Origin of the sequence: Campylobacter sp. 2352 PW (genome assembly GCF_024723575.1) — a bacterium.
Taxonomy (GTDB): Bacteria; Campylobacterota; Campylobacteria; order Campylobacterales; family Campylobacteraceae; genus Campylobacter_D.
Genome location: NZ_JANQCX010000001.1, coordinates 26,882 through 47,729, shown reverse-complemented (window position 1 = coordinate 47,729; position 20,848 = coordinate 26,882). Strand labels below are relative to the sequence as shown.

Genomic DNA, 20,848 nt, shown 5'->3' with positions numbered 1-20,848 from the left:
AAAGTAAAATTACTTTGGGAATTAATTTTCTTGCAAGATTTTAGCTAAATCTTTAGCACCTTTTAAATCCACTTTGCCAGAACCTAAAAGTGGAATTTGTTCTACTTTAAAATATCTACTTGGTTTAAAAATAGCAGGCATAGTAGAGTTTTTAATCGCTTCGCAAATTCCATCAAAATCTTGCTCTTGACATTCTACTAATAAGCATACCATTTCACCTTTTTTATCATCATCTAGCGCAACTGCGCAAAATTTTACTATATCTGTATTAATAAATTTAGCAATTTCTTCTTCTAAAGCTCCTAAAGATATCATCTCACCACCAATTTTTGCAAAACGAGAATAACGATCTACTATATATAAAAAGCCATCCTCATCTACATGACCTTTATCGCCGGTATTATACCAGCGTATGCCATCGATTTCTTTGATAACTTCATCGGTTTTTTCTTTATTGTTTAAATAACCCACCATAACCTGATGGCCACCAATGAGTATTAACCCATCTTTTCCATGATTTAAACTTTCATAAGTAGATGGATCTACTATGCGTATAGCGCTTCCTGGTAAAGGCATACCTACACTACCTTCTTTATTTGCACGGTGTAAAACCCAATAGTCAGGATCAAATTTATTTGGTAAATTTACACTTGCAACTGGAGTGGTTTCAGTGGCTCCATAGCCTTCAAAAATAGGTTTTTTAAATTTCATTTCAAAGGCAGTTCTTACTTCGCTTTTGAGTTTTTCAGCACCTGAAACGATAATCCTTAAGCTTTCAAACATAATCGCATCAAGTTTTTTATTTCTTGCATAAATACCTAGAAAAGTTGAAGTAGCACACATAATACTAACATTATTTTTTACTATAGCTTTTGCTACACCTAGCGCATCTGTTGGATCAGCATGTGTTATGCTTTTAATCCCTTCTAATAAAGGCATAAAAGTAGTTACAGTTAATCCAAAAGCATGAAAAGGTGGCAAAGAAGATAAGACAACATCTTCATTTTTTGCACATAATACATCTGAAATTTGAGCTATATTGCTTAAAATATTACGATTATTTAGCATTACTCCTTTTGGTGTTCCCTCGCTACCACTACTAAATAATATAGCAGCTATGGCAAGGTTTTGTTTATTAGGTGCAAATAATGCTTTTATTAAACAAGTAGGTAAGATACTTACTAAAGCAAGCATAGAAAAGATTTTGAGTTTTTGTTTTTTAAAGCTTGCGATAATATCTTCCATAAAAATGATTCTAACATGCTCTTCAAATTCTAGTTTTATACCTTTATTTTCTAATTTTTCCATAAATTTTCTAGAAGTATAAATTTGTTGAATTTGAGAGCTTTGAATGGCTTGATTAATTGCTTTTATACCTGCTGTGAAGTTTAAATTTACTACGATTTTATTTGCAAGCAATACAGCTAGATTGCAAAGAGAACTAGCCATAGAAGCAGGGAGTAAAATTCCCACACATTCTTCTTTTGGAGCATAGCTTCCTTGGGTAGGTTGTATATTTAGCTCATGCGATATATTTTTTATGAAAGAGCTAAAAACTAAACTTAAAGCAAGCATTTTTCTATAGGTAATACCACCTATTAAAGGATCAACAATAGCTATTTGACTTAAATTTCTTTTAGCGCTATCTATCCAAGCTCTGGCTATAGTATGCATACTTTCACATTGAGATTTCCAAGCAATAAAAGAAAGTTCAAAAACTTTTGTTTTAACCACTTCTTTTTTAGTGTGTATTGGTAAGCTTTTTCCAAAAGCAATAGCGATTTTTCTTTTGCTTATTTTGCGGTTTCTTGCTGAAAATTCTTCATCACTTCTTGAAAAAGCACTTCCCCAAAGTCCTCTAATATAAAAAGGCAAAATCACTCCATCTTGTTCTTCTAATTTTGAGCAAACTAACTCAAATCCACCTTTAAATTCATTAAGCTGTCCATGGCGTGAAAGTACTCCTTCTGGGAAAAGACAAACTAAATTTCCATTTTTAATATGCATAGCAATAAGCTCTAAGCTTGATTTGCTAGAAGCACTTGAAACAGGGATAACTCCAAATTTATCAAGAAAAATTTTAATATACCACTTAGAATAAATGCTTTTTTCCATAACAAAATAAATTTTTCTTGGTATAGCCATTTGTACAATAGCCCAATCTATAAAAGATATATGATTACCAAGCAATAATGCTCCACCTTTTTCAGGAATATTTTCAAAACCTTCTACTAATAAACGATAGCGTTGAAAAAACGCTATGCTCATTAATAAACGCACCAAAGAAAAAGGCAATTTACTTAGCACATAAATGCTTCCAAAAAATGCCACAGCGATGATAAAATAAAACAAATTTATCACTTCAAATTTAGCATATGCAGCAAAAGTAGCTAGTGCTAAAAAGCCTAACATAAAAATATTTTGTATAAAATTATTACCCGCTAAGACTTTTCCTAGTTCATTTTCTTTTGCATGAAATTGTATGAGAGAATTTAAAGGTATGATAAAAAATGCCCCGCTTAAACCAAAAATAAAAAATACCACACTATAACTTAGTAAGTTTTCTAAAAATGGCATTAAAATGCTCATTAGAAAAACTCCTAAAGCACCTAGTGGTATAAGACCTAATTCGATATAATTTTTAGAAAACTTACCACTAATAAGCGATCCTATAATCACTCCTATACCAGAAAAAGCTAAAGAGCATTGTACATAAAAGGTATTTTCTATGAAAAGATCATTTTTTGCATATACAGGAAAACTCACTAAATAAAGTTGTGATATGGCCCAAAAAAGTGAAATTCCTACAATGCAAAGCCAAATGATTTTATGAGAAAATATTGTTTTTAAATTAGAGGCTAAAAGCTTTCCTTGGAAATATTGTTTTTTATCAAAGCTTAAATTTTTATCTTCTTCTTTTAAGCTAGGAAGCTTATAAGCTAAAAAAAGTTCTAATAAAGCAAAAGCTATTAATACAAAACCCAAAGGCGCAATTTGTGTTAAAATATCCGAAGGAGTGTTAAAATTTGGATCAAAAAGCATTTCAAAGCTTAGAGAAAATACCGCCATACCCGCTAAAATAGCCACAATGCTTACTGCATTTACAGCTCCATTTCCCATAGCTAAAAGCTCTTTTCCTACTAATTCTTTTATAAAACCATATTTTGCAGGAGAGTATAAGGCAGATTGTACTCCCATGATAAAAGTCATTATAAAAGCAAGCCAAAATGCTCCAAGATAATAACACAAACAAATAATACAAGTTAATATTACTGAAAATAATGCAGATATTTTCATGATTTTATTTTTAGGAAATTTATCTGCTAAAAATCCAGAAGGTGAAAGCATAAGGATAAAAGGTAAAAGCATCAAAGCATTAACAATAGCAGTTAGAAAAAGTTGGGTGCTATCTTCATAAAATTTATAGATAGTGTTTTGTATAATGATTTTGTGTCCTAAATCCACAAAAGCGTTAATAAAAGCTACTGCTAAAAATGGCAATACGCCAAAAATCTTTAAGAAATTTCCTTGCATTTAAAACTCCATTTTATTTTAAAAATATTATTTTATTATATAAAATTTAAATGGAGTTTTGATATTTGATTAATCTTTAAATTCTACCACTTCATCAAATGCAAAACGAACTTTTTCTACGCTAGTATTTTCTTGGGTATGTCCTAAAGTAATGAGCATAGAAACTCTTTGTTTAGTGGTGTCTAAATTTAAATATTGATTGATTTTATCTTTATCAAAGCCACCGATAATACATGAGCCTAAATTTAAACTATAAGCAGCATTGATAATATTTGCAATAGCAAGATAGCTTTGTTCTTTAGCATAAATAAAACTTTGTTCTAAATTCATTGCATCTAAAAACGGCTTATAAGTTTGCAAGCGTTTGTTTAATTCTTCTTGGTTTAAACCTCTTTTTTTTAGTTTTTCTTCAAAATAATCTTTAAAATCAGCCCTTGAAATTACAACTATAATAGCAGCGCAATTTGCTACATGGCTTTGATTATTAGCTATTTTGGCAATTTCTTTTTTATGTTCATCTTTTTGAAAAACTAAGAATTTCCAAGGTTCAAGTCCTAAGGAGCTAGGAGATAATCTAGCGCATTCTAAGATATATTCTAAATTCTCTTTAGAAATTTTTTCTTGGGTGTAAGCTCTAATAGAAGAGCGATTTTGCATTAAATTTAAATAATCTTGCATTATTTTTCCTTTTTTTGATTTATCTTATATCTTATAAGCTTTAAAATTGTTAAAATTATATTTTATTGTTACAATTTTATTTTTACTTCATACAAATGTTTTATTATATGATTTTTAAAGGATTAAAATGAAAAAAATAATTTATTTAAGCATATTTTTGATTATACTCATTATAGGGGTGTATTTTTTCTTTTTTGCAAATAAGGAAGAATATAATTATCTAACTTATGAAGTTAAAAAACAAGATATTACTCAAAGTATAGAAGCAATAGGCGAAGTTTATGCAAAAACACAAGTTGATGTTGGTGCTCAAGTTAGTGGGCAAATTACTAAACTTTATGTAAAATTAGGTGATCATGTTAATGAGGGTGATTTAATCGCACAAATTGATAAAGATAAGCAACAAAATGATTTAGATATTACCAAAGCTCAGCTTGAAAGTGCAAAGGCAAATTTAGAAAGTAAAAAAATCGCTCTTGATATAGCTACTAAACAATACCAAAGAGAACAAAAGCTTTATACTAAAAAGGCTACTTCCTTAGAAAATCTTGAAAATCTTAAAAATACTTTTTATGCTCTAAGGGCAAATGTGGCTGATTTAAAAGCTCAAACTACTCAACTTGAAATTTCTTTAAAAAATGCTCAAAAAGATTTAGCTTATACTACTATAACTGCACCTAGTAAGGGTGAGATTATTAATGTAGCGGTTGAAGAAGGTCAAACTGTAAATGCAAACCAAAATACACCAAGTATAGTGCGTTTGGCTGATTTAAGTGAAATGGAAATTCGTATGCAAATAGCTGAAGCTGATATTAATAAAATTAGTGTAGGAAAAAAAGTTAAATTTAGTATTTTAAATGAACCTGATAAAAAATACGAAGCAACTATTTCAAGCATAGATCCAGCAAATACTACTATAAGCGATGCAACAAGTAATACAAATTTAAACTCAAACTCAAGTACTAGCGCTAGTGCTGTGTATTATTATGCAAGGGTTTTTGTAAAAAATGATAATAATTTTTTACGCATAGGTATGAGCACAGAAAATGAAATTGCTATTAAAACAGAAAATAATACTTTAGTTATACCAACTTTGGCTATAAAAAGTGATGCAAGTGGTTATTATGTAGAAATTTTAAAAGCAAATAATATAAGTGTAAAAACACCTGTTAAATTAGGTATTAAAGATAGTTTAAATACTCAAATTTTAGATGGTATTAATGAGGGTGATTTAGTTATCATAGGTAAAAATAAAAAATGATACGCTTAGAAAATATACAAAAAAAGATTAATAACACAACTATTTTAGAAAATATTAATCTTTATATTCAAAAAGGGGAATTTGTAGCTATTATAGGGCAATCAGGTAGCGGAAAAACCTCTCTTTTAAATATTATAGGAACACTTGATGAGCCAAGTAGTGGAAAATATTTTTTAGATGCATATGAAGTAACTAATTTAAGCAAAGATGAAAAAGCAAGGATTAGACGTGAAAAAATAGGTTTTATTTTTCAAAGATATAATTTACTTAGTCTTTTAAATGCTAAAGATAATGTAGCCTTACCTGCTGTTTATGCAGGAAAAAACAAACAAGAAAGATCGCAAAAGGCTAAGGAATTACTTTCTTTTTTAGAGCTTGATCATAAAGAATTATCAAAGCCAAATGAACTAAGTGGTGGGCAACAGCAAAGAGTTTCTATAGCAAGAGCTTTGATGAATGGTGGTGAGCTTATTTTAGCAGATGAGCCAACGGGTGCGCTTGATTCTAAAAGCGGTAAGATAGTTTTAGAAATTTTAAATAAACTAAACGATCAAGGACACACTGTAGTTTTAGTCACTCATGATAGAGAAATAGCTGCTAGAGCAAAAAGAGTTATAGAAATTAAAGATGGTAAGATTATAAGCGATAATGGTGCAAAAAAAGCAGACGAAATAAAAGCTAAGTTAATGCCAAAAGAGAAAAAAAGCTTTAATTTGCTTAAAAATCAGCTTTTTGAAAGTTTAAAAATGTCCATAACTTCCATTGTAGCACACAAGCTACGCTCTTTGCTTACTATGCTTGGTATTATCATAGGCATAGCTTCAGTAGTTTGCGTGGTTGCTTTAGGACTTGGAGCCCAACAAAATATACTTGCTTCTATTAGCTCTATTGGAACTAATACTATAGAAGTTGTTTCAGGACGAGGCTTGGGAGATATTCGATCAGGTAGAACAAGGCTAAATTTAAGTGATTTAAAAACCTTAAGTTCTTTGCCTTATTTAGAAGCAGTAGAAGCAGATGTGGGTAAAGTAGGGGTTGTAACTTATAAGAATAATTCTTTGCAAGCTAGAATTTATGGAGTAGGGCCAAATCATCTAAGGCTTAGAGGTTTTGTGATGGTAGATGGTAGGTTTATTAATAATGAAGATATAAAAGATAATACCAATATTTGCATTATAGATGAAAATGCTTTGAGAATTTTATTTGATAATATCAGCGCTAAAGATGTTTTAGGTAAAAGTGTGATTTTTAACAAACAGCCTTTAACTATAGTTGGTGTTTTAAAAAAAGAAAGAGACAATAAAGGCTTTAGAGCTGATGAAAATACCATTAAAATTTACACTCCTTATTCTACTTTGATGAATAAAATCACAGGGGATAAACAAATAAGAGCTATAGTAACTAAGGTAAAAGATGAGGTAAATCCTGCTTTAGCTGAAGAGGCTATGGTAAAAATTTTAGAGATTAAACGCGGAAAAAAAGATTTTTTCACTATAAATTCTGATGCGATTAAAAATGCTATTGAGGAAAATACTGCTACTTTGACTTTACTTATTTCTTCTATTGCGGTGGTATCTTTGATAGTAGGTGGTATTGGTGTGATGAATATCATGCTTGTTTCAGTAAGTGAGCGTACAAGGGAAATTGGAGTTAGAATGGCTATTGGAGCTAGAAAAGAAGATATTTTGATGCAGTTTTTAATTGAAGCTGTGTTGATTTGTTCTTTAGGAGCTATTTTTGGAGTAATGCTTTCTTTTATTATCATTGAAGTATTTAATTCTTTAAATTTTGGTTTTACGATGATACTTTCATTAAATTCAGTATTTTTAGGGCTTTTAAGTTCGGTTTTAATCGGAGTGGTTTTTGGATTTTTTCCGGCAAAAAATGCAGCAAATTTAAATCCTATTAGTGCTTTATCAAAGGAATGAGATGAGAATATTTTTATTATTTTTTATAGTCTTTTTTTTAAATGCTTGCGTAGGAGTAAAATTAGAACAAGTATCCCAAGATCAAATAAAAAAAGAATATTTTGAAGATTTTAATGCAAGCAAGGCTTGGTGGGAAAAATATAATAATCAAGATTTAAATAATATCTTAAAAGCTATTATTGACAATAACAAAGATCTAAATGTAGCAAGAGTTAATTTTTTAAGCACTTTAGCTAGATATAAGCTTTTAAATTTAGATCTTTATCCTACTTTGAGTGGAAATTTAGGTGCAAACATAAGAAAAAATTTAAACAATGGCGCAGAAATACATAGTTTCTCAAATGGTATTATGTTAAATTATGAGCTTGATATATATGGAAAAATTTCAGATCAAGTTGCTAGTTCTGAATTTTTAGCAAAAGCAAGCGAATATGAGTTACGCTCTTTAGAGCTTGATACGATTAATTTAGCGATTAATAGCATTTTTGAATTGATTTATTTTAATGATGTAGATCACTTGCTCAACAATCATTTAAAAAATCTTGAGCAAATGCTAGAAATTTATACTACTAAATTTGATTATGGTAAGGTTGAATATATTGATCTTTTAAATATCAAAAAGTCTTTATTAAACACTAAACAAAACATCATTACAAATTTGCAAAATAAAGACTTAACACTTAAAAATATAAAAGATTTGTTAGGTAAAGATGATGGATTTTTGATTAATAAAATACTAAATTATACTCTTGAAGATTTTTCTTTGCAAAAAATTAATTTTGATATAGAGTTAAAAATGCTTGCTTATAGACCACAAGTTCAAGCAAAACTAAATCAACTTATGGCTTCTTATAAGGATTATGCAAGTGTGCAAAAAAGTATTTTGCCTAGTATAAAAATATTGGGAAATTTAGATGGGAGTGATAAGAATATTGAAGAGAGTTTTAAATTTTTAATCTTAGGAGGTAATGTTGTTATTGACTTACCATTTTTGGACTTTTATAGAGTAAGACAAAATGTAAAAATTTCTGAATTTGCATACCAAGCACGCTTATATGAGTATAAAGATGCATTACAAAGAGCTATTCATGAGTTTAAACTTTGTTATGAAAATGATAAATACTATAATGATTTGTTAAATTTAGTAAAAGATATTAATACTAACCAAGCAAAAATTACACAATTATATTTTGAAAAATATGAATTAGGGCGTAATGAGCTAAAAGATTATCTTGATGCGGATGCTTTGCTTATTAATTCACTTCAAGAGCTTAGTAGAGCGAAACTGTCTTTACTTAAAAATATTAATTTGTATCATAATATAGTATTGATTTCAGAGTAAAATAGACTTAAAAATGTTTCATTTTGTAATATCTTAGTAAAGAGTAGTGTTTATTTGCGTTGTTTTTAAAGTCATTTAGATTACAATTGATAAGTAAATCAAACAAAGGAGAGGTATGAAATTTGATTTTTATGCAACGCTAGTTACTATGGTTATAGTATTGCTTTTGGGCGTTTTTGTCATTAAAAGGGTAAAATTTCTTCGTGATTATAATATCCCTGAGCCAGTTGTTGGTGGTGGAATAGCTGCGATTATTCTTTTAATCTTACATAGTTCTTTTTCACTAGACATTAAATTTGATGAATCTATGAAAGATCCGTTAATGCTTGCATTCTTTTCAAGTATTGGTTTGTTAGCTGATTTTGCTTCATTAAAAAAAGGTGGTAGAAAATTAGCAGTTTTTTTAGTTGTAGTTGTAGCTTTACTATTTGCGCAAAATATAGTTGGTATAGGTGTAGCAACTGCCATGGGACAAAATCCGCTTATGGGGCTTATAGCAGGTTCTGTTACAATGAGTGGTGGTCATGGTACAGGTGCAGCTTGGGCGGCTGAATTTATTAAAGAACCTTATTTGTATTCTAGCGCAACTACCGTTGCGATTGCTTGTGCGACTTTTGGACTTATTTCAGGTGGTATCATAGGTGGGCCTGTTGCGAGATATTTGGTTAATAAACACAAATTAGTAGTTCCAAAACAAAATGATGATAAAGATGCGATTTTAAATTTCCAATCTCCAGAAAAAGAAAGATTGATCACTCCATCTTCTTTTATAGAGTCTTTAGCATTGATTGCTTTATGTTTATTAATAGGTAATGCTTTATCTACTTATATCAAAGCAAATACAGGTTTTACTTTACCAACTTTTGTGTATTGTCTTTTTGTGGGTGTTGTTCTAAGAAATGTTTTATCAGCTACAAAAATTCACCATGTATTTGATAGAGAGGTGTCAGTTTTAGGTAATGTAAGCTTGTCATTATTCTTAGCTTTAGCACTAATGACTATTAATCTTTGGGATCTAGTAACCCTTGCACTACCGATGCTAGTAATTTTAGTAGTACAAGTTGCTATGATGGCTGCTTTTGCTATATTTGTAACCTTTAGAATATGTGGAAAAGACTATGATGCGGCAGTTTTAGCAGCAGGACATTGTGGTTTTGGTTTAGGTGCTACTCCAACAGCTATGGTAAATATGCAAACTGTAACAAATCACTATGGTATGAGCCATATGGCATTTATTATTGTGCCTTTAGTAGGTGCATTTTTCATAGATATAGTAAATGCTTTAGTGATTAATGCTTTCTTATATCTACCATTCTTTCATTAAAATCATCTAGCACTAATTTAGTGCTAGATTAACTTTTTATCTTTGCTCTTACATAAATGATTTAAAAAACACTCTTTACATAAAGGATTTTTAGCCTTGCATGTATAGCGTCCAAAAAGCACCATAGCTTGATGAAGATAGTTTAGATTATCTTTAAAAATTTTAGTTAAGTCTTTTTCTGTTTCTTCAGGGGTTTTGGCTTTGCTAAGATTAAGTCTGTGTGAAACTCTAAATACATGAGTATCTACAGCCATACAATTAGCCCCGCACCATTCTATCATTACTACATGTGCGGTTTTTTGTCCTACGCCTGCTAGAGTTTTTAAATCTTGCTCATTCATAGGAATTTCACCATTAAATTGCTCGCAAACTGCTTGAGCCATTTTGATTAAATTTTGTGCTTTATTATTATAAAATGAGCAAGAATTAATCAAAAGCTTCAAAGATGATAAGTTTGCCTTAGCTAAATCTTGTACGCTAGGATAAGCTTCAAATAAAGCCGGTGTGATGAGATTAACCCTTTTATCAGTACATTGAGCTGAAAGCATAACACAAACTATAAGTTCATAAGCATTACTAAAAACTAATTCTGTTTTTGCTTGTCCAAAATGCTCTAAAAATAATTTTTTAATTTCTAAATTTCTTTTCATAAACTTATTGTATGTTAATCGGCTTTAAATAAAGTTTAGATATAATAAAATCAACAAAACTATTTCAAAAGGAAAAACAATGAAAAAAATTTCTTTAGTTGCTGCGGCTTTGTTAACAGGTTTAAGTTTAAATGCTGCGGTGGTTGCAACCCTTGATGGAAACAATATTAGCGATACAGAAGTGAATGAATTTTTTGCTCCTATGTTAAGAGGTGCTAAAATCACTGATTTACCAGCTGAGCAAAAAAAAGCAATTATTGATCAATATATCGTTCAACAACTTGTATTAAAAGATGCTAAAGCTCAAAAAATAGAAAATGATCCTTCATATAAAGAAGAATTAGAGCGTGCTAAAGAAGCTATTTTGGTAAATATCTACCAAAAGAAAATTTTTGATTCAATTAAAAATAATGATGCTAAAGCTAAAAAATTCTATGAAGCAAATAAAGATAAATTTACTAAACCAGCTCAAGTGAAAGCTAAGCATATTTTGGTAACTAGCGAAAAAGAAGCTAAAGATATTATTGCTGAGCTTAGTAAGCTAAGTGGAAAAGCTTTAAATGATAAATTTGCTCAACTTGCAAAAGAAAAATCAATCGACAAAGGTTCTTCAGCTCAAGGTGGTGATCTTGGTTGGTTTGCTGAATCAACTATGGTAAAACCATTTGCTGATGCAGCTTTTTCTATGAAAAAAGGTACTATTTCTAAAACACCTGTAAAGAGTGATTTTGGATATCATGTTATCTTAAAAGAAGATGCTAGAGCAAAAAGTACTATGAGCTATAATGAAGTAAAAGCAGGTATTGAAAGCAATATCAAAATGGAAGAATTTAAAGAACTTATGAATAAAAAAGCTCAAGAACTTCTTCAAAAAGCAAAAGTGGAATACAAATAATGGGCGTATTAGATCTTGTTAAACCAGGTGTTTTAAGTGGTGATGATCTAAATATCGTATATAATCATGCAAAAAAAGAAGGATTTGCTATCCCTGCGGTAAATGTCGTGGGGACAAATTCTATCAATGCGGTTTTAGAAAGTGCTAAAAAAGTTAATTCACCTGTGATTATTCAGTTTTCAAATGGAGGAGCTAAATTTGTAGCAGGGAAAGCTTGCCCAAAGGCTGATGTACTTGGTGCTATAAGTGGTGCAAGACATGTACATTTAATGGCAAAAGCTTATGGAGTTCCGGTGATTTTACACACAGATCATGCTGCTAGAAAATTACTTCCTTGGATCGATGCTTTGATTGAAGCAAATATTGAGTTTAAAAAAGAAAAAGGCAAGCCTTTGTTTAGCTCTCATATGATTGATTTAAGTGAAGAGGATTTAGAAAGCAATCTAAACACTTGTGAAAATTATTTAAAACAAATGTCTGAACTTGGAATTTCTTTAGAGCTTGAGCTAGGATGTACGGGCGGTGAAGAAGATGGGGTGGATAATACTAATATCGATAATGCAAAATTATACACCCAGCCTGAGGATGTAGCACTAGCTTATGAGAGACTTTCTAAAATTAGTGATAGATTTTCAATCGCAGCTAGCTTTGGTAATGTACATGGAGTATATAAACCAGGAAATGTGATTTTAAGACCTGAAATTCTTAAAAATTCTCAAAATTATGTAAAAGAAAAATTCAATCTTGGTGAAGAAAAACCAATCAATTTTGTTTTCCATGGTGGCAGTGGTAGTGATATAGAAGATATCAAAGCAGCACTTAGCTACGGTGTAATTAAGATGAATATCGATACAGATACTCAATGGGCTTTTTGGGATGGTGTTAGAGAGTATGAACTTAAAAATAAAGCTTATTTGCAAGGACAAATTGGCAATCCAGATGGAGATGATAAGCCAAATAAAAAATACTATGATCCAAGAGTATGGCTTAGAGCGGGCGAAGAGAGCATGATCAAACGCTTAGAGTGTGCTTTTAGCGATTTAAATTGTATCGATAGAAACTAAGAGTTTTATAACTCTTAGTTGATTTTCCTGTGAAGATTTCAAATTTTTAGAGCAAAATTAACAAAGGTTTATAAAATGGAAGTTAAAACAACTGATGATTTTTCTGATCTTGTATTGCCTGAGGGAAAAGGCAGTACTGGAATTGTTGCTTATTTAAAGATTATATTTATCCCTGCTATATTGTATATTTTAGTGCTTTTAGGATATTTTGGAAAGATTGATTTTAAAGTAGAATTACATAGTGTTGTAATGATAGGGATTATCTTTTTGGTAGCTTTGATCTTTGCTAGACACAGTGCTGATTATGCTTCAAGTATTTTTGAGCAACAAAAAGATGAATTTAAGCTTATATTAAAACGCTATATTATGAAGCATTTTTTAGTTATAGGTAAAGAAACAAAGTCAAACGCTAGTTTTGATGATTTTGCTTATGCTTATGTGAAAGATTTGAGAAATGAAAATTTTGCTTCTGTAGGTGCAGCTATTTTTCCTATGCTTGGTATTTTAGGAACTTTTATAAGTATAGCCATGTCTATGCCAAATTTTAATTCAAGCGACACAGCAGGTTTAGAACAAGAAATTTCAGTTTTATTAAATGGAGTAGGAACAGCCTTTTATGTATCAATTTATGGAATTTTCTTAGCACTTTGGTGGATATTTTTTGAAAAATACGGCAGCAGTAAATTCCAAAAACTTCTTAATCGTCAAAAAAATGCAACAAGCGATTTTTTCTGGTCTAAAGAAGAAATTGATAGAAAGTATCTTCAAGAAAGTTTGCAACATTTTGAAAAAATAGGCACGATTTTTGAGCATGTAAGTAATGAGGAATTTTTTAAAGAATTAGATAATACAATAGATAGAAAATTCAAAGTTTTTCAAGAGCTTGTAAATGCTGAGGAAAAAGCTGTAAGATTAAGCAGTGAGCATGTAAAACAAACTATGAGTGATTTATCTAAAACCCAAAGAGAGCAAAAAGATATAGTTAAAACTTACAGCGAGATTGCAAATGCGGTAAATATGCTAAATTCAAACATAAAAGATTTAACCTTAAGAATTTCAGAGCAATACAACAGACTTTTGGATGTGAGTTCTGATAAGATTGTGCATTTAGATAAAAGCGTGAGTGCTTTAGATGAAAAGGTGAATAATTTTTCAAATAATATTGAAAAATATCAAAATCTTATGCTAGATAATCAAACTAAGCTTTTTGAAGGTTTTAGGGCAAGTATTATAGAAGGTATGCATACTTTTAAAGAAGCTTATGAAGATGAAAAAAATATCGATGAAAAAATTTCACTAATGCAAGAATTTAAAGAAGAAAGCAAAGAATTAGATGAGCAAACCACACAAGTTATTGCAAAGCTTGAAAATCAAAAAGAAGATGAAAAAATAGATGATAAAAAATAATTCTAACAATGAAGAAAATAATTTTTGGATCGCTTATGCAGATTTAATGGCGGGCTTGCTTTTTATATTTATTTTGCTTATTGGAGCTATAGTTGTTAAGTATGTTTTAACTCAAAGTGATTTGCAAATCATAAAAGAAAATCTGCAAAAACAAGAAGAGCGCTTAAGAGAGAACAAAGAAGAATTAAACCAAAAAGAAGATATTTTAAAAAATCTTAGCCAAAAATTAAATAATACTTCAAGCACGCTTGATGATGTTAATAAGCAAAAACAGGCTTTAGAGGCTAATATTACTAAACTCAATCAAGATTTAAATTCAAGTTTGGATGAAAAAGATCAACAAATTTTTGCTTTGCTTGAGAGATTAAACAAAAAAGATGAAGAAATCAAAGAATTAGAGCGTAATTTTGATGAGGCAAAAAGTAAAATCAAAGAATTAGGTTTAATCAAAGAAAATACCATTAAAAATCTTCAAGCAAAATTTGATACTAATATTACCTTAGATTCTAATACAGGGGCGATAGTTTTACCTTCTGAAGTGCTTTTTGATACAAATTCTTTTACGCTAAAAGCACATGCAAAAGAGAATTTGAAAGCGATTTTAACGCAGTATTTTGACAATATTTTAAAAGATGAAAATATCTTAAATAGCATAGAAAATATAGTCATAGAAGGTCATACAGATAGCGCAGGTTCTTATATATATAATCTTGATTTATCGCAAAAAAGAGCTTATGCTGTGATGAGTTTTATACACTCATTTTATAAAGATCCAAGATTGCAAAAACTTTTAATGGCAAGCGGTAGGTCTTATTCTGATGTAATTATGAAAGATGGTAAAGAAGATAAAGAAGCAAGCCGTAGAATAGAGATTAAGTTTAATATCAATACAAATAATGCTTTAGAAAAGGTTGAAAAATACCTTGATAGCAAGTAGAATTGATGTTTTAAAATACAAAGATTTTGAATTTTTACTCAAAAGAGATGATTTATTAGGTTATATCAATGGAAATAAGGCTAGAAAACTAGCCTTTTTTGAAAAAAACAAACATTTATTTAAAAAAGGACAAAGATTTATTTCTTTTGGTTCTTCTCAAAGTAATGCTTTAGTTGCTTTAGCTAAGTTTTGTTACGAAAATGATTTTTTGCTCATTTTTGTTTGTGAAAAAATGAGTTCTTTTTTAAAAGAAAATCCCCATGGAAATTTAGAATTTGCATTAAAACATAATGTGGAGTTGATAGAAAATACAAACTATCCTACAAGAAGATTACAAGCTTTAGCCTTAAAAAAAGATGATGATGTTTTTATAGAAGAGGGTGTGGCTATAAAAGAAGCTGAATTTGGATACCAACAACTAGCCTTAGAGCTTAGTGAACAGTTGAATGAAAATGTAAGTATTTTTTTACCCTCAGGTACAGGAACTTCTGCGGCTTTTTTGGCTAAACATAGCAAATTTAAAGTTTTTACATGTGCTTGTGTGGGAGATAGTGCGTATTTAAAAGAGCAAATTTTAAACTTAGAAGCAAATTATGATTTTGATAATTTAACCATATTAAATCCACCAAAAAAATATCATTTTGCTAAGCCTTATTTAGAATTTTATGAGCTTTATCAAGATCTAAAAAAAGAATGTGGAGTAGAGTTTGATTTGCTTTATGATATGGTGGGTTTTAAAACTTTATTAGCTCATAAAGAGCAATTTGGTGGAAAAATCTTATATATCCATCAAGGAGGCCTTGAAGGAAATATAAGCATGTTAAAGCGTTATGAATATAAATTAAAAAATACCAAAATAAAAAATCACTAAGATAATCAAAGGTATGATAAACTTAACATAGTAATACCATAGTTTAAAAATACTTCCTTTTAGGGTATTTTGATTAGAAAGCTCATAAATTGCATCTTTTTTAAGTACCCAACCTGCATAAATACAACAAAAAAATGCGGTTAAAACAAAGAATATATTTCCACTAATAAAATCAAAGCTATCAAAAATATTTTTTCCTTTGATGATAGTAATATCTTTTAAAGGACCATAAGTAAGTATGCATGGTAAATTTCCCAAGACAAAAATACTTCCAAGTGTTAGATTAATAGCAGTATTTTTAGCTAGTTTAAATTTTTCCTCCAAAACACTGATGATTACTTGATAAATTGGCAAGCTTGTAGTAAGTGCAGCGATGATTAAAAGTAAAAAGAAAAACACACAAATTATACTTCCAAAAGGTATATGTGAAAATGCAACAGGTAAGGTTTTAAAAACCAAAGATGGTCCACTATCAGGGGTTAAACCTACACTAAATAAAGCAGGAAAAATCATAAAACCAGCAAGTACTGCTATGAGGGTATTTAAAATTCCTGTATAAACAGAAGTTTTGATTAAATTCTCATTTTTATTAAGGTGAGATGATAAGGTTATCATTACACCAAAGCCTAAAGATAGGGCAAAAAATACTTGTCCTAAAACATCTATAAACAATTTAGGAGTGATTTTGGAAAGATCAGGAGTAAGGTAAAATTTCACGCCCTCACTTGCTCCTTCAAGTGTTAAATTACGTGCAACAACAACCAAAAGGCAGATAAATAAAAATGGCATAAGGTATTTTACTGACTTTTCTATGCCATCAATCACACCTTTTTTTAAGATAATCCAGTTAATTATCACAAATATAGTAGTAAAAATTCCTATTAATAAAGGATTATTTTCTATGGTTGAGTTATAAAATTCGCTTGTATATTGAGCATTAATGGGACTTGAAAGATTAAAATCGCCTATGATGATTTTAAAAATATAAGCCAAAACCCATCCACCTATTACCATATAATAAGCCATGATTCCAAAACTACCTAAAAGCCCCATGTAGCCAACACCTTGCCAAGAATTAGATATTTTAACTCCATCGCTTGTTTTTCCACCAAAAGCATCGACTGAATTTAGCATTCTGCGTCTTCCTATAACATTTTCAACCAAAATCACAGGAATTCCTATAAAAATCATAGCTATACAAAAGGCTAAAACATAAGCACCGCCTCCATTTTCACCTACTAAGTATGGAAAACGCCAAGTGGCTCCAAAACCAATAGTCGCTCCTGCTACTGTAAGGATATAAGTTAGCGTATTGCTCCAAGTTTGTCTTTGCATACTTTTTCCTTGCTAAATTTAAATAAAAAATATTTTAAGATAAAAAATAATACCATTATGCCAAATTTTTATTTATTTTTTTATCAAATTAAAGGAAAATCCATGCAAAAAAAGAAAATTTTGTTTTTAGGTGCAGGATATGCTACTTTATCGGCTATAAAAGCCTTATCTGATGAGTTTTTTGAAAAAGCACAAGTGAGTTTGATTAATAACAATTCTTATCATTATCATACTATTTTACTACACAAAGTAGCTTCCAATGAAGATATTTATAGTTCAAAATATGATCTTTTGCCTTTGTTAAATCCAAAAATTAACTTTATCCAAGATGAAGTTTTAAAAATTTCTAAAGACAAAGTTTTTACTAAAAATAATGAATTTGACTTTGATATTTTAGTATGTGGGCTTGGTTTTGCTAAAGAAACTTTTGGTATTAAAGGTATGCAAGAATATGCTTTGAGTATAGATAATTATGAAAATGCTTTAAAAATTAATGAAATAATATATGAGAAAATAAAAAATCATAAAACCACTCAAAATGAAGATGATTTGAAAATCACAGTTTGTGGTGGGGGCTTAAGCGGGGTTGAATTTATAGCTTCTTTAGCTAAAGAGCTTAAAATATTTTGCCAAAAAGAGCAAATTGCTTATGAGAAATTAGAGCTTTCTATTATTGAGGCTATGGATCAAATTTTACCTATGTTTGATAAAAGTATGGCTTTAAAAGCAAAGCAAAGGCTACAAGAACTTGGTGTAAAAGTATATGAAAAATCTAAAATCATAGAATGTGAAAAAAATGGTATAAGACTTGATGGGGGAGAATTTGTTAAAGCTAATACTATCATTTGGACTGCAGGGGTTAGGGGTAATAGCGTTATAGAAAATAGCTCTGATTTTTCAAGTGTAAGATCGCGTATAGAAGTAGATGCTTTCATGCATCCTTTAAATATTGAAAATCCATCAAAATACTTTTTTATAGGTGATAATAGTTTATTTAAAAATCCTAAAACCAACACTCCTTATCCTCCAACAGCCCAGCTTGCATTAAGAGAAGGAGCTTATGTAGCCAAAGCTTTAATGGCTATGATTGATGAGAAAGAATTTAAGCAAGAATTTTCTTTTATAAGTGGAAATACCGTTTGTTCAATCGGAAATGATTATGCAGTTGGCACAGTTTTGCATAAGCCAATTAGTGGTCTTTTGGCAATAAAACTTAAAATTTTTATAGAAAAACTATGGCAATATCAGCTTATAGGGATAAAAGGATTTTTTAAATAAACATATAAGAATCATCATAAGCATGATTTAATCTAGCCTGAATACTCTCTTTCCATCCTTTTGCTAGGGTGGAAATTTTTTCTAATTTTTCTAAAGAATTTGAATTTTTAAAAGGATTAAAAAATAATTGATTTAACTCCATAATGCTTAAATTAGTTTCATCTTTTTGTAAAATTTTGATTTTGTCATTTTTGCCTATTATGCCTTCTTTTAAGACTCTATAATACCATCCAGTTCTTCCACTTTTGAAAACTTCTTGAGTGAAATTTAAGTGATTGTGTATGCTAGAAATTTTAAAACAAGGCTTGCGCGGTTGACTTACTTGCAAAATACAAGTACCTATCTCATGTATATCTCCACAACAAACATTATTTTCGTTTAAACCATCAATACTTAAATTCTCTCCCATTTCTCCAAAATTTAAGTATTTGTTTAAATAATTATTCCATAAAGTATAGTTTTGCACACTATTTGCAAAAACAACTTTTTCTAAATTTCCATGATGAATTTTATCAGCTATTTCATTATCAAGAATATAATCTGTATAAATTTGCAAAGAATTTAAATAAATATCCTTGATAAATGCTGAGTGAAATTTATTATAGTTTTTGATTTTGCCAATTTGCAAAGATTTAATAGAACTCATCAAGGAACTTTACTTAAAAAATCATTTGCATCTACATAGCCTATAATGCGTCCTTTTTCCTCGCCTTTGTTAAAAAATATCATTACAGGAGGCCCAAAAACTCCAAATTCTTTCATAAGAGATAAATCTTCTTGGTTATTATGTGTTACATCTGCCTTTAAAAGCGTGTAATTAGCAAGCAAATTTTGTACTTTCGTATCTGTAAAAGTATATTCTTCTAAAAGTTTGCAGTTTTCACACCAAGCGGCTGTAAATTCAAGCATAACCGGTTTGGTAGAATTTTGTAATTCTTGCTTAAGTTCTTTTAAGTTTTTAATGGTTTTAAAACTTAAACTAGAGCTATTTTCTTTTGAGACAAGGTTAAACTCAAGAGGTTTTAGTAAGCTTTTTGAACCCATTGAGCCGCCTAAAATTAGACTTAAACTATAAGCTAAAATTAAAATCATACTTGCTTTTTTAAATTTATCAAAATTAGTTTTTGCTTCATCAAATAGCCCCATAAAGCTAGCAAAAAATACCCCTATAATCCCATAAAGCATTAAAATGATATTTGCACTAAGTATTCTTTCTAGCATCCAAACTGCCATGATGAGCATGATAAAACCAAAGAAAATTTTTATCTTAAGCATCCAAGCTCCGCTTTTTAAAAAACTTCCTCCAAATCCTATTAAAAGTAAAGGCATACCCATACCAAAACTCATCACAAATAAAGAAAGTCCTCCTAAAAATACATCGCCACTATTAGTAATGTAAAGCAAAGCCCCTGCTAAAGGTGCAGCCACGCAAGGTCCTACAATAAGAGCTGATAAAAAGCCCATGATAGCTATACCAAAAACCCCGTTTTTGCCTTCTATTTTTTTATTAATAAAATTTTGAAATTTAAGCGGCAATTGTAATTCATAAAGGCCAAACATGGAAAGTGAGAGCAATACAAAAATACCTGCAAAAGCAATGATAATCCAAGGTTGTTGTAATAAACCTTGTACATTAGCTCCTGCAAGACCTACTAAAGCACCTGCTATAGCATAAGCTAAAGACATAAAAAAGACATAGATAAAAGATAAGTAAAAGCTATATTTTTTAGATGGTTTATCTTTGAGCTTCATTGCGATTAATGAAGAAAGAATAGGTATCATTGGTAAAATACAAGGAGTAAGTGCTAATAACAAGCCATAACCAAAAAAAGTTAAAAGCGTGATAAATATATTTTGTGTGCTTAAATCATTAGCAATTTGCTCATCTTCATTTTGCTTTTTAAATTGATCTTTAGTGGATTTTATAGCATAAAATCCATTTTGTTTATTAAGTTCATAATTTACATATACAGGACGATAGCATAAACCTTCTTCTGAGCAACCCTGATAAGCTAGGGAAAGTTTTGCATTGTTATTTTTAATAAAATCATCTAATAATAATTGAGGTATAAAAAGTTCAAGTTGGCTAAAGATTACTTCTTTGTTTTCTCTAGTTTGAGTTTGTGGGAAATTTAATAAAGAAGTAATGTCATTTGAATCTAATTCTACTTTGATTTGATCTTTGTAAAGATAAATTCTATCTGCAAGATTGATTTTTAAAAAAATTCCTTGATTGTTGCTGTGGGTATTGAGTTTAAAAGCTTCATTGAGTGATAATACTCCATTATTAGCAAAAGCTAAATTTAAAAAAATAAAAAATACCGCTAAAAAACGCATTTTTCTC

At 29.8% G+C, this 20,848-nt stretch carries 16 protein-coding genes; 10 read left to right on the top strand and 6 right to left on the bottom strand.

Annotated features, from left to right (window positions below; translation table 11 throughout):
• Positions 1-21 precede the first annotated feature (21 nt).
• Together CAMP5121_RS00230 and CAMP5121_RS00225 are read right to left on the bottom strand one after the other, a co-directional pair.
• A complete protein-coding gene (locus CAMP5121_RS00230; protein WP_337214453.1) occupies positions 22-3,534 on the bottom strand; it encodes an acyl-[ACP]--phospholipid O-acyltransferase in 3,513 nt (1,170 codons plus the stop codon).
• Positions 3,535-3,603: 69 nt separating this feature from the next.
• Positions 3,604-4,212 (bottom strand): NAD(P)H-dependent oxidoreductase, encoded by a 609-nt coding sequence (locus CAMP5121_RS00225; protein ID WP_337214452.1) that lies wholly within the window; start codon positions 4,210-4,212, stop codon positions 3,604-3,606.
• A 127-nt stretch (positions 4,213-4,339) separates the two neighbouring features.
• On the opposite strand from CAMP5121_RS00225, the gene CAMP5121_RS00220 reads away from it, so the two are divergent.
• The 4 genes from CAMP5121_RS00220 to gltS all read left to right on the top strand — a co-directional run bounded on the left by CAMP5121_RS00220 (position 4,340) and on the right by gltS (position 10,067).
• The gene (locus CAMP5121_RS00220; RefSeq protein ID WP_337214451.1) at positions 4,340-5,473 is read left to right on the top strand and encodes an efflux RND transporter periplasmic adaptor subunit; all 1,134 of its coding nucleotides are present in this window, start codon (positions 4,340-4,342) and stop codon (positions 5,471-5,473) included.
• Positions 5,470-7,401 carry an ABC transporter permease gene (locus CAMP5121_RS00215; RefSeq protein WP_337214450.1) on the top strand — a complete coding sequence of 644 codons (1,932 nt, stop codon included), beginning with the start codon at positions 5,470-5,472 and terminating at the stop codon, positions 7,399-7,401. Before CAMP5121_RS00220 ends, CAMP5121_RS00215 begins: the two co-directional genes overlap by 4 nt.
• A gap of 1 nt (position 7,402) precedes the next feature.
• Positions 7,403-8,743, top strand: coding sequence for a TolC family protein (locus CAMP5121_RS00210; RefSeq protein ID WP_337214449.1), 1,341 nt, complete (start codon positions 7,403-7,405; stop codon positions 8,741-8,743).
• 115 nt (positions 8,744-8,858) lie between these two features.
• Positions 8,859-10,067: a sodium/glutamate symporter gene (gene gltS / locus CAMP5121_RS00205; protein WP_263663209.1), complete on the top strand. Its 1,209-nt coding sequence runs from the start codon at positions 8,859-8,861 to the stop codon at positions 10,065-10,067.
• A 23-nt stretch (positions 10,068-10,090) separates the two neighbouring features.
• Here the strand turns inward: gltS and nth are convergent, their stop codons facing one another.
• Complete coding sequence (gene nth, locus CAMP5121_RS00200; protein ID WP_039618455.1) at positions 10,091-10,717, bottom strand: endonuclease III; 627 nt, start codon at positions 10,715-10,717, stop codon at positions 10,091-10,093.
• A gap of 79 nt (positions 10,718-10,796) precedes the next feature.
• On the opposite strand from nth, the gene CAMP5121_RS00195 reads away from it, so the two are divergent.
• From CAMP5121_RS00195 to CAMP5121_RS00175, 5 genes are all read left to right on the top strand, one after another.
• Complete coding sequence (locus CAMP5121_RS00195) at positions 10,797-11,612, top strand: peptidylprolyl isomerase (protein WP_263663212.1); 816 nt, start codon at positions 10,797-10,799, stop codon at positions 11,610-11,612.
• Positions 11,612-12,676, top strand: coding sequence for a class II fructose-bisphosphate aldolase (gene fbaA / locus CAMP5121_RS00190; RefSeq protein WP_337214448.1), 1,065 nt, complete (start codon positions 11,612-11,614; stop codon positions 12,674-12,676). The genes CAMP5121_RS00195 and fbaA overlap by 1 nt, the downstream gene beginning before the upstream one ends.
• A gap of 75 nt (positions 12,677-12,751) precedes the next feature.
• Positions 12,752-14,083, top strand: coding sequence for a MotA/TolQ/ExbB proton channel family protein (locus tag CAMP5121_RS00185; RefSeq protein WP_039626332.1), 1,332 nt, complete (start codon positions 12,752-12,754; stop codon positions 14,081-14,083).
• Complete coding sequence (locus CAMP5121_RS00180; protein ID WP_263672026.1) at positions 14,070-15,020, top strand: OmpA family protein; 951 nt, start codon at positions 14,070-14,072, stop codon at positions 15,018-15,020. Before CAMP5121_RS00185 ends, CAMP5121_RS00180 begins: the two co-directional genes overlap by 14 nt.
• Complete coding sequence (locus CAMP5121_RS00175) at positions 15,007-15,891, top strand: 1-aminocyclopropane-1-carboxylate deaminase/D-cysteine desulfhydrase (RefSeq protein ID WP_263724857.1); 885 nt, start codon at positions 15,007-15,009, stop codon at positions 15,889-15,891. The genes CAMP5121_RS00180 and CAMP5121_RS00175 overlap by 14 nt, the downstream gene beginning before the upstream one ends.
• Here the strand turns inward: CAMP5121_RS00175 and CAMP5121_RS00170 are convergent.
• Positions 15,862-17,226, bottom strand: coding sequence for a sodium-dependent transporter (locus CAMP5121_RS00170; protein ID WP_337214447.1), 1,365 nt, complete (start codon positions 17,224-17,226; stop codon positions 15,862-15,864). The two genes, CAMP5121_RS00175 and CAMP5121_RS00170, sit on opposite strands and share 30 nt — an antisense overlap.
• 102 nt (positions 17,227-17,328) lie before the next feature.
• Between CAMP5121_RS00170 and CAMP5121_RS00165 the strand changes: the two genes are divergently transcribed.
• Positions 17,329-18,504, top strand: a complete 1,176-nt coding sequence (locus tag CAMP5121_RS00165) for an NAD(P)/FAD-dependent oxidoreductase (RefSeq protein WP_263724859.1) — start codon at positions 17,329-17,331, stop codon at positions 18,502-18,504.
• On the opposite strand, the gene CAMP5121_RS00160 is transcribed toward CAMP5121_RS00165, so the two are convergent.
• Both CAMP5121_RS00160 and dsbD read right to left on the bottom strand, forming a co-directional pair.
• A complete protein-coding gene (locus tag CAMP5121_RS00160; protein WP_263682171.1) occupies positions 18,497-19,150 on the bottom strand; it encodes an MOSC domain-containing protein in 654 nt (217 codons plus the stop codon). The two genes, CAMP5121_RS00165 and CAMP5121_RS00160, sit on opposite strands and share 8 nt — an antisense overlap.
• Positions 19,150-20,841, bottom strand: coding sequence for a protein-disulfide reductase DsbD (dsbD, locus tag CAMP5121_RS00155; protein ID WP_263724860.1), 1,692 nt, complete (start codon positions 20,839-20,841; stop codon positions 19,150-19,152). Before dsbD ends, CAMP5121_RS00160 begins: the two co-directional genes overlap by 1 nt.
• Positions 20,842-20,848: the final 7 nt, after the last annotated feature.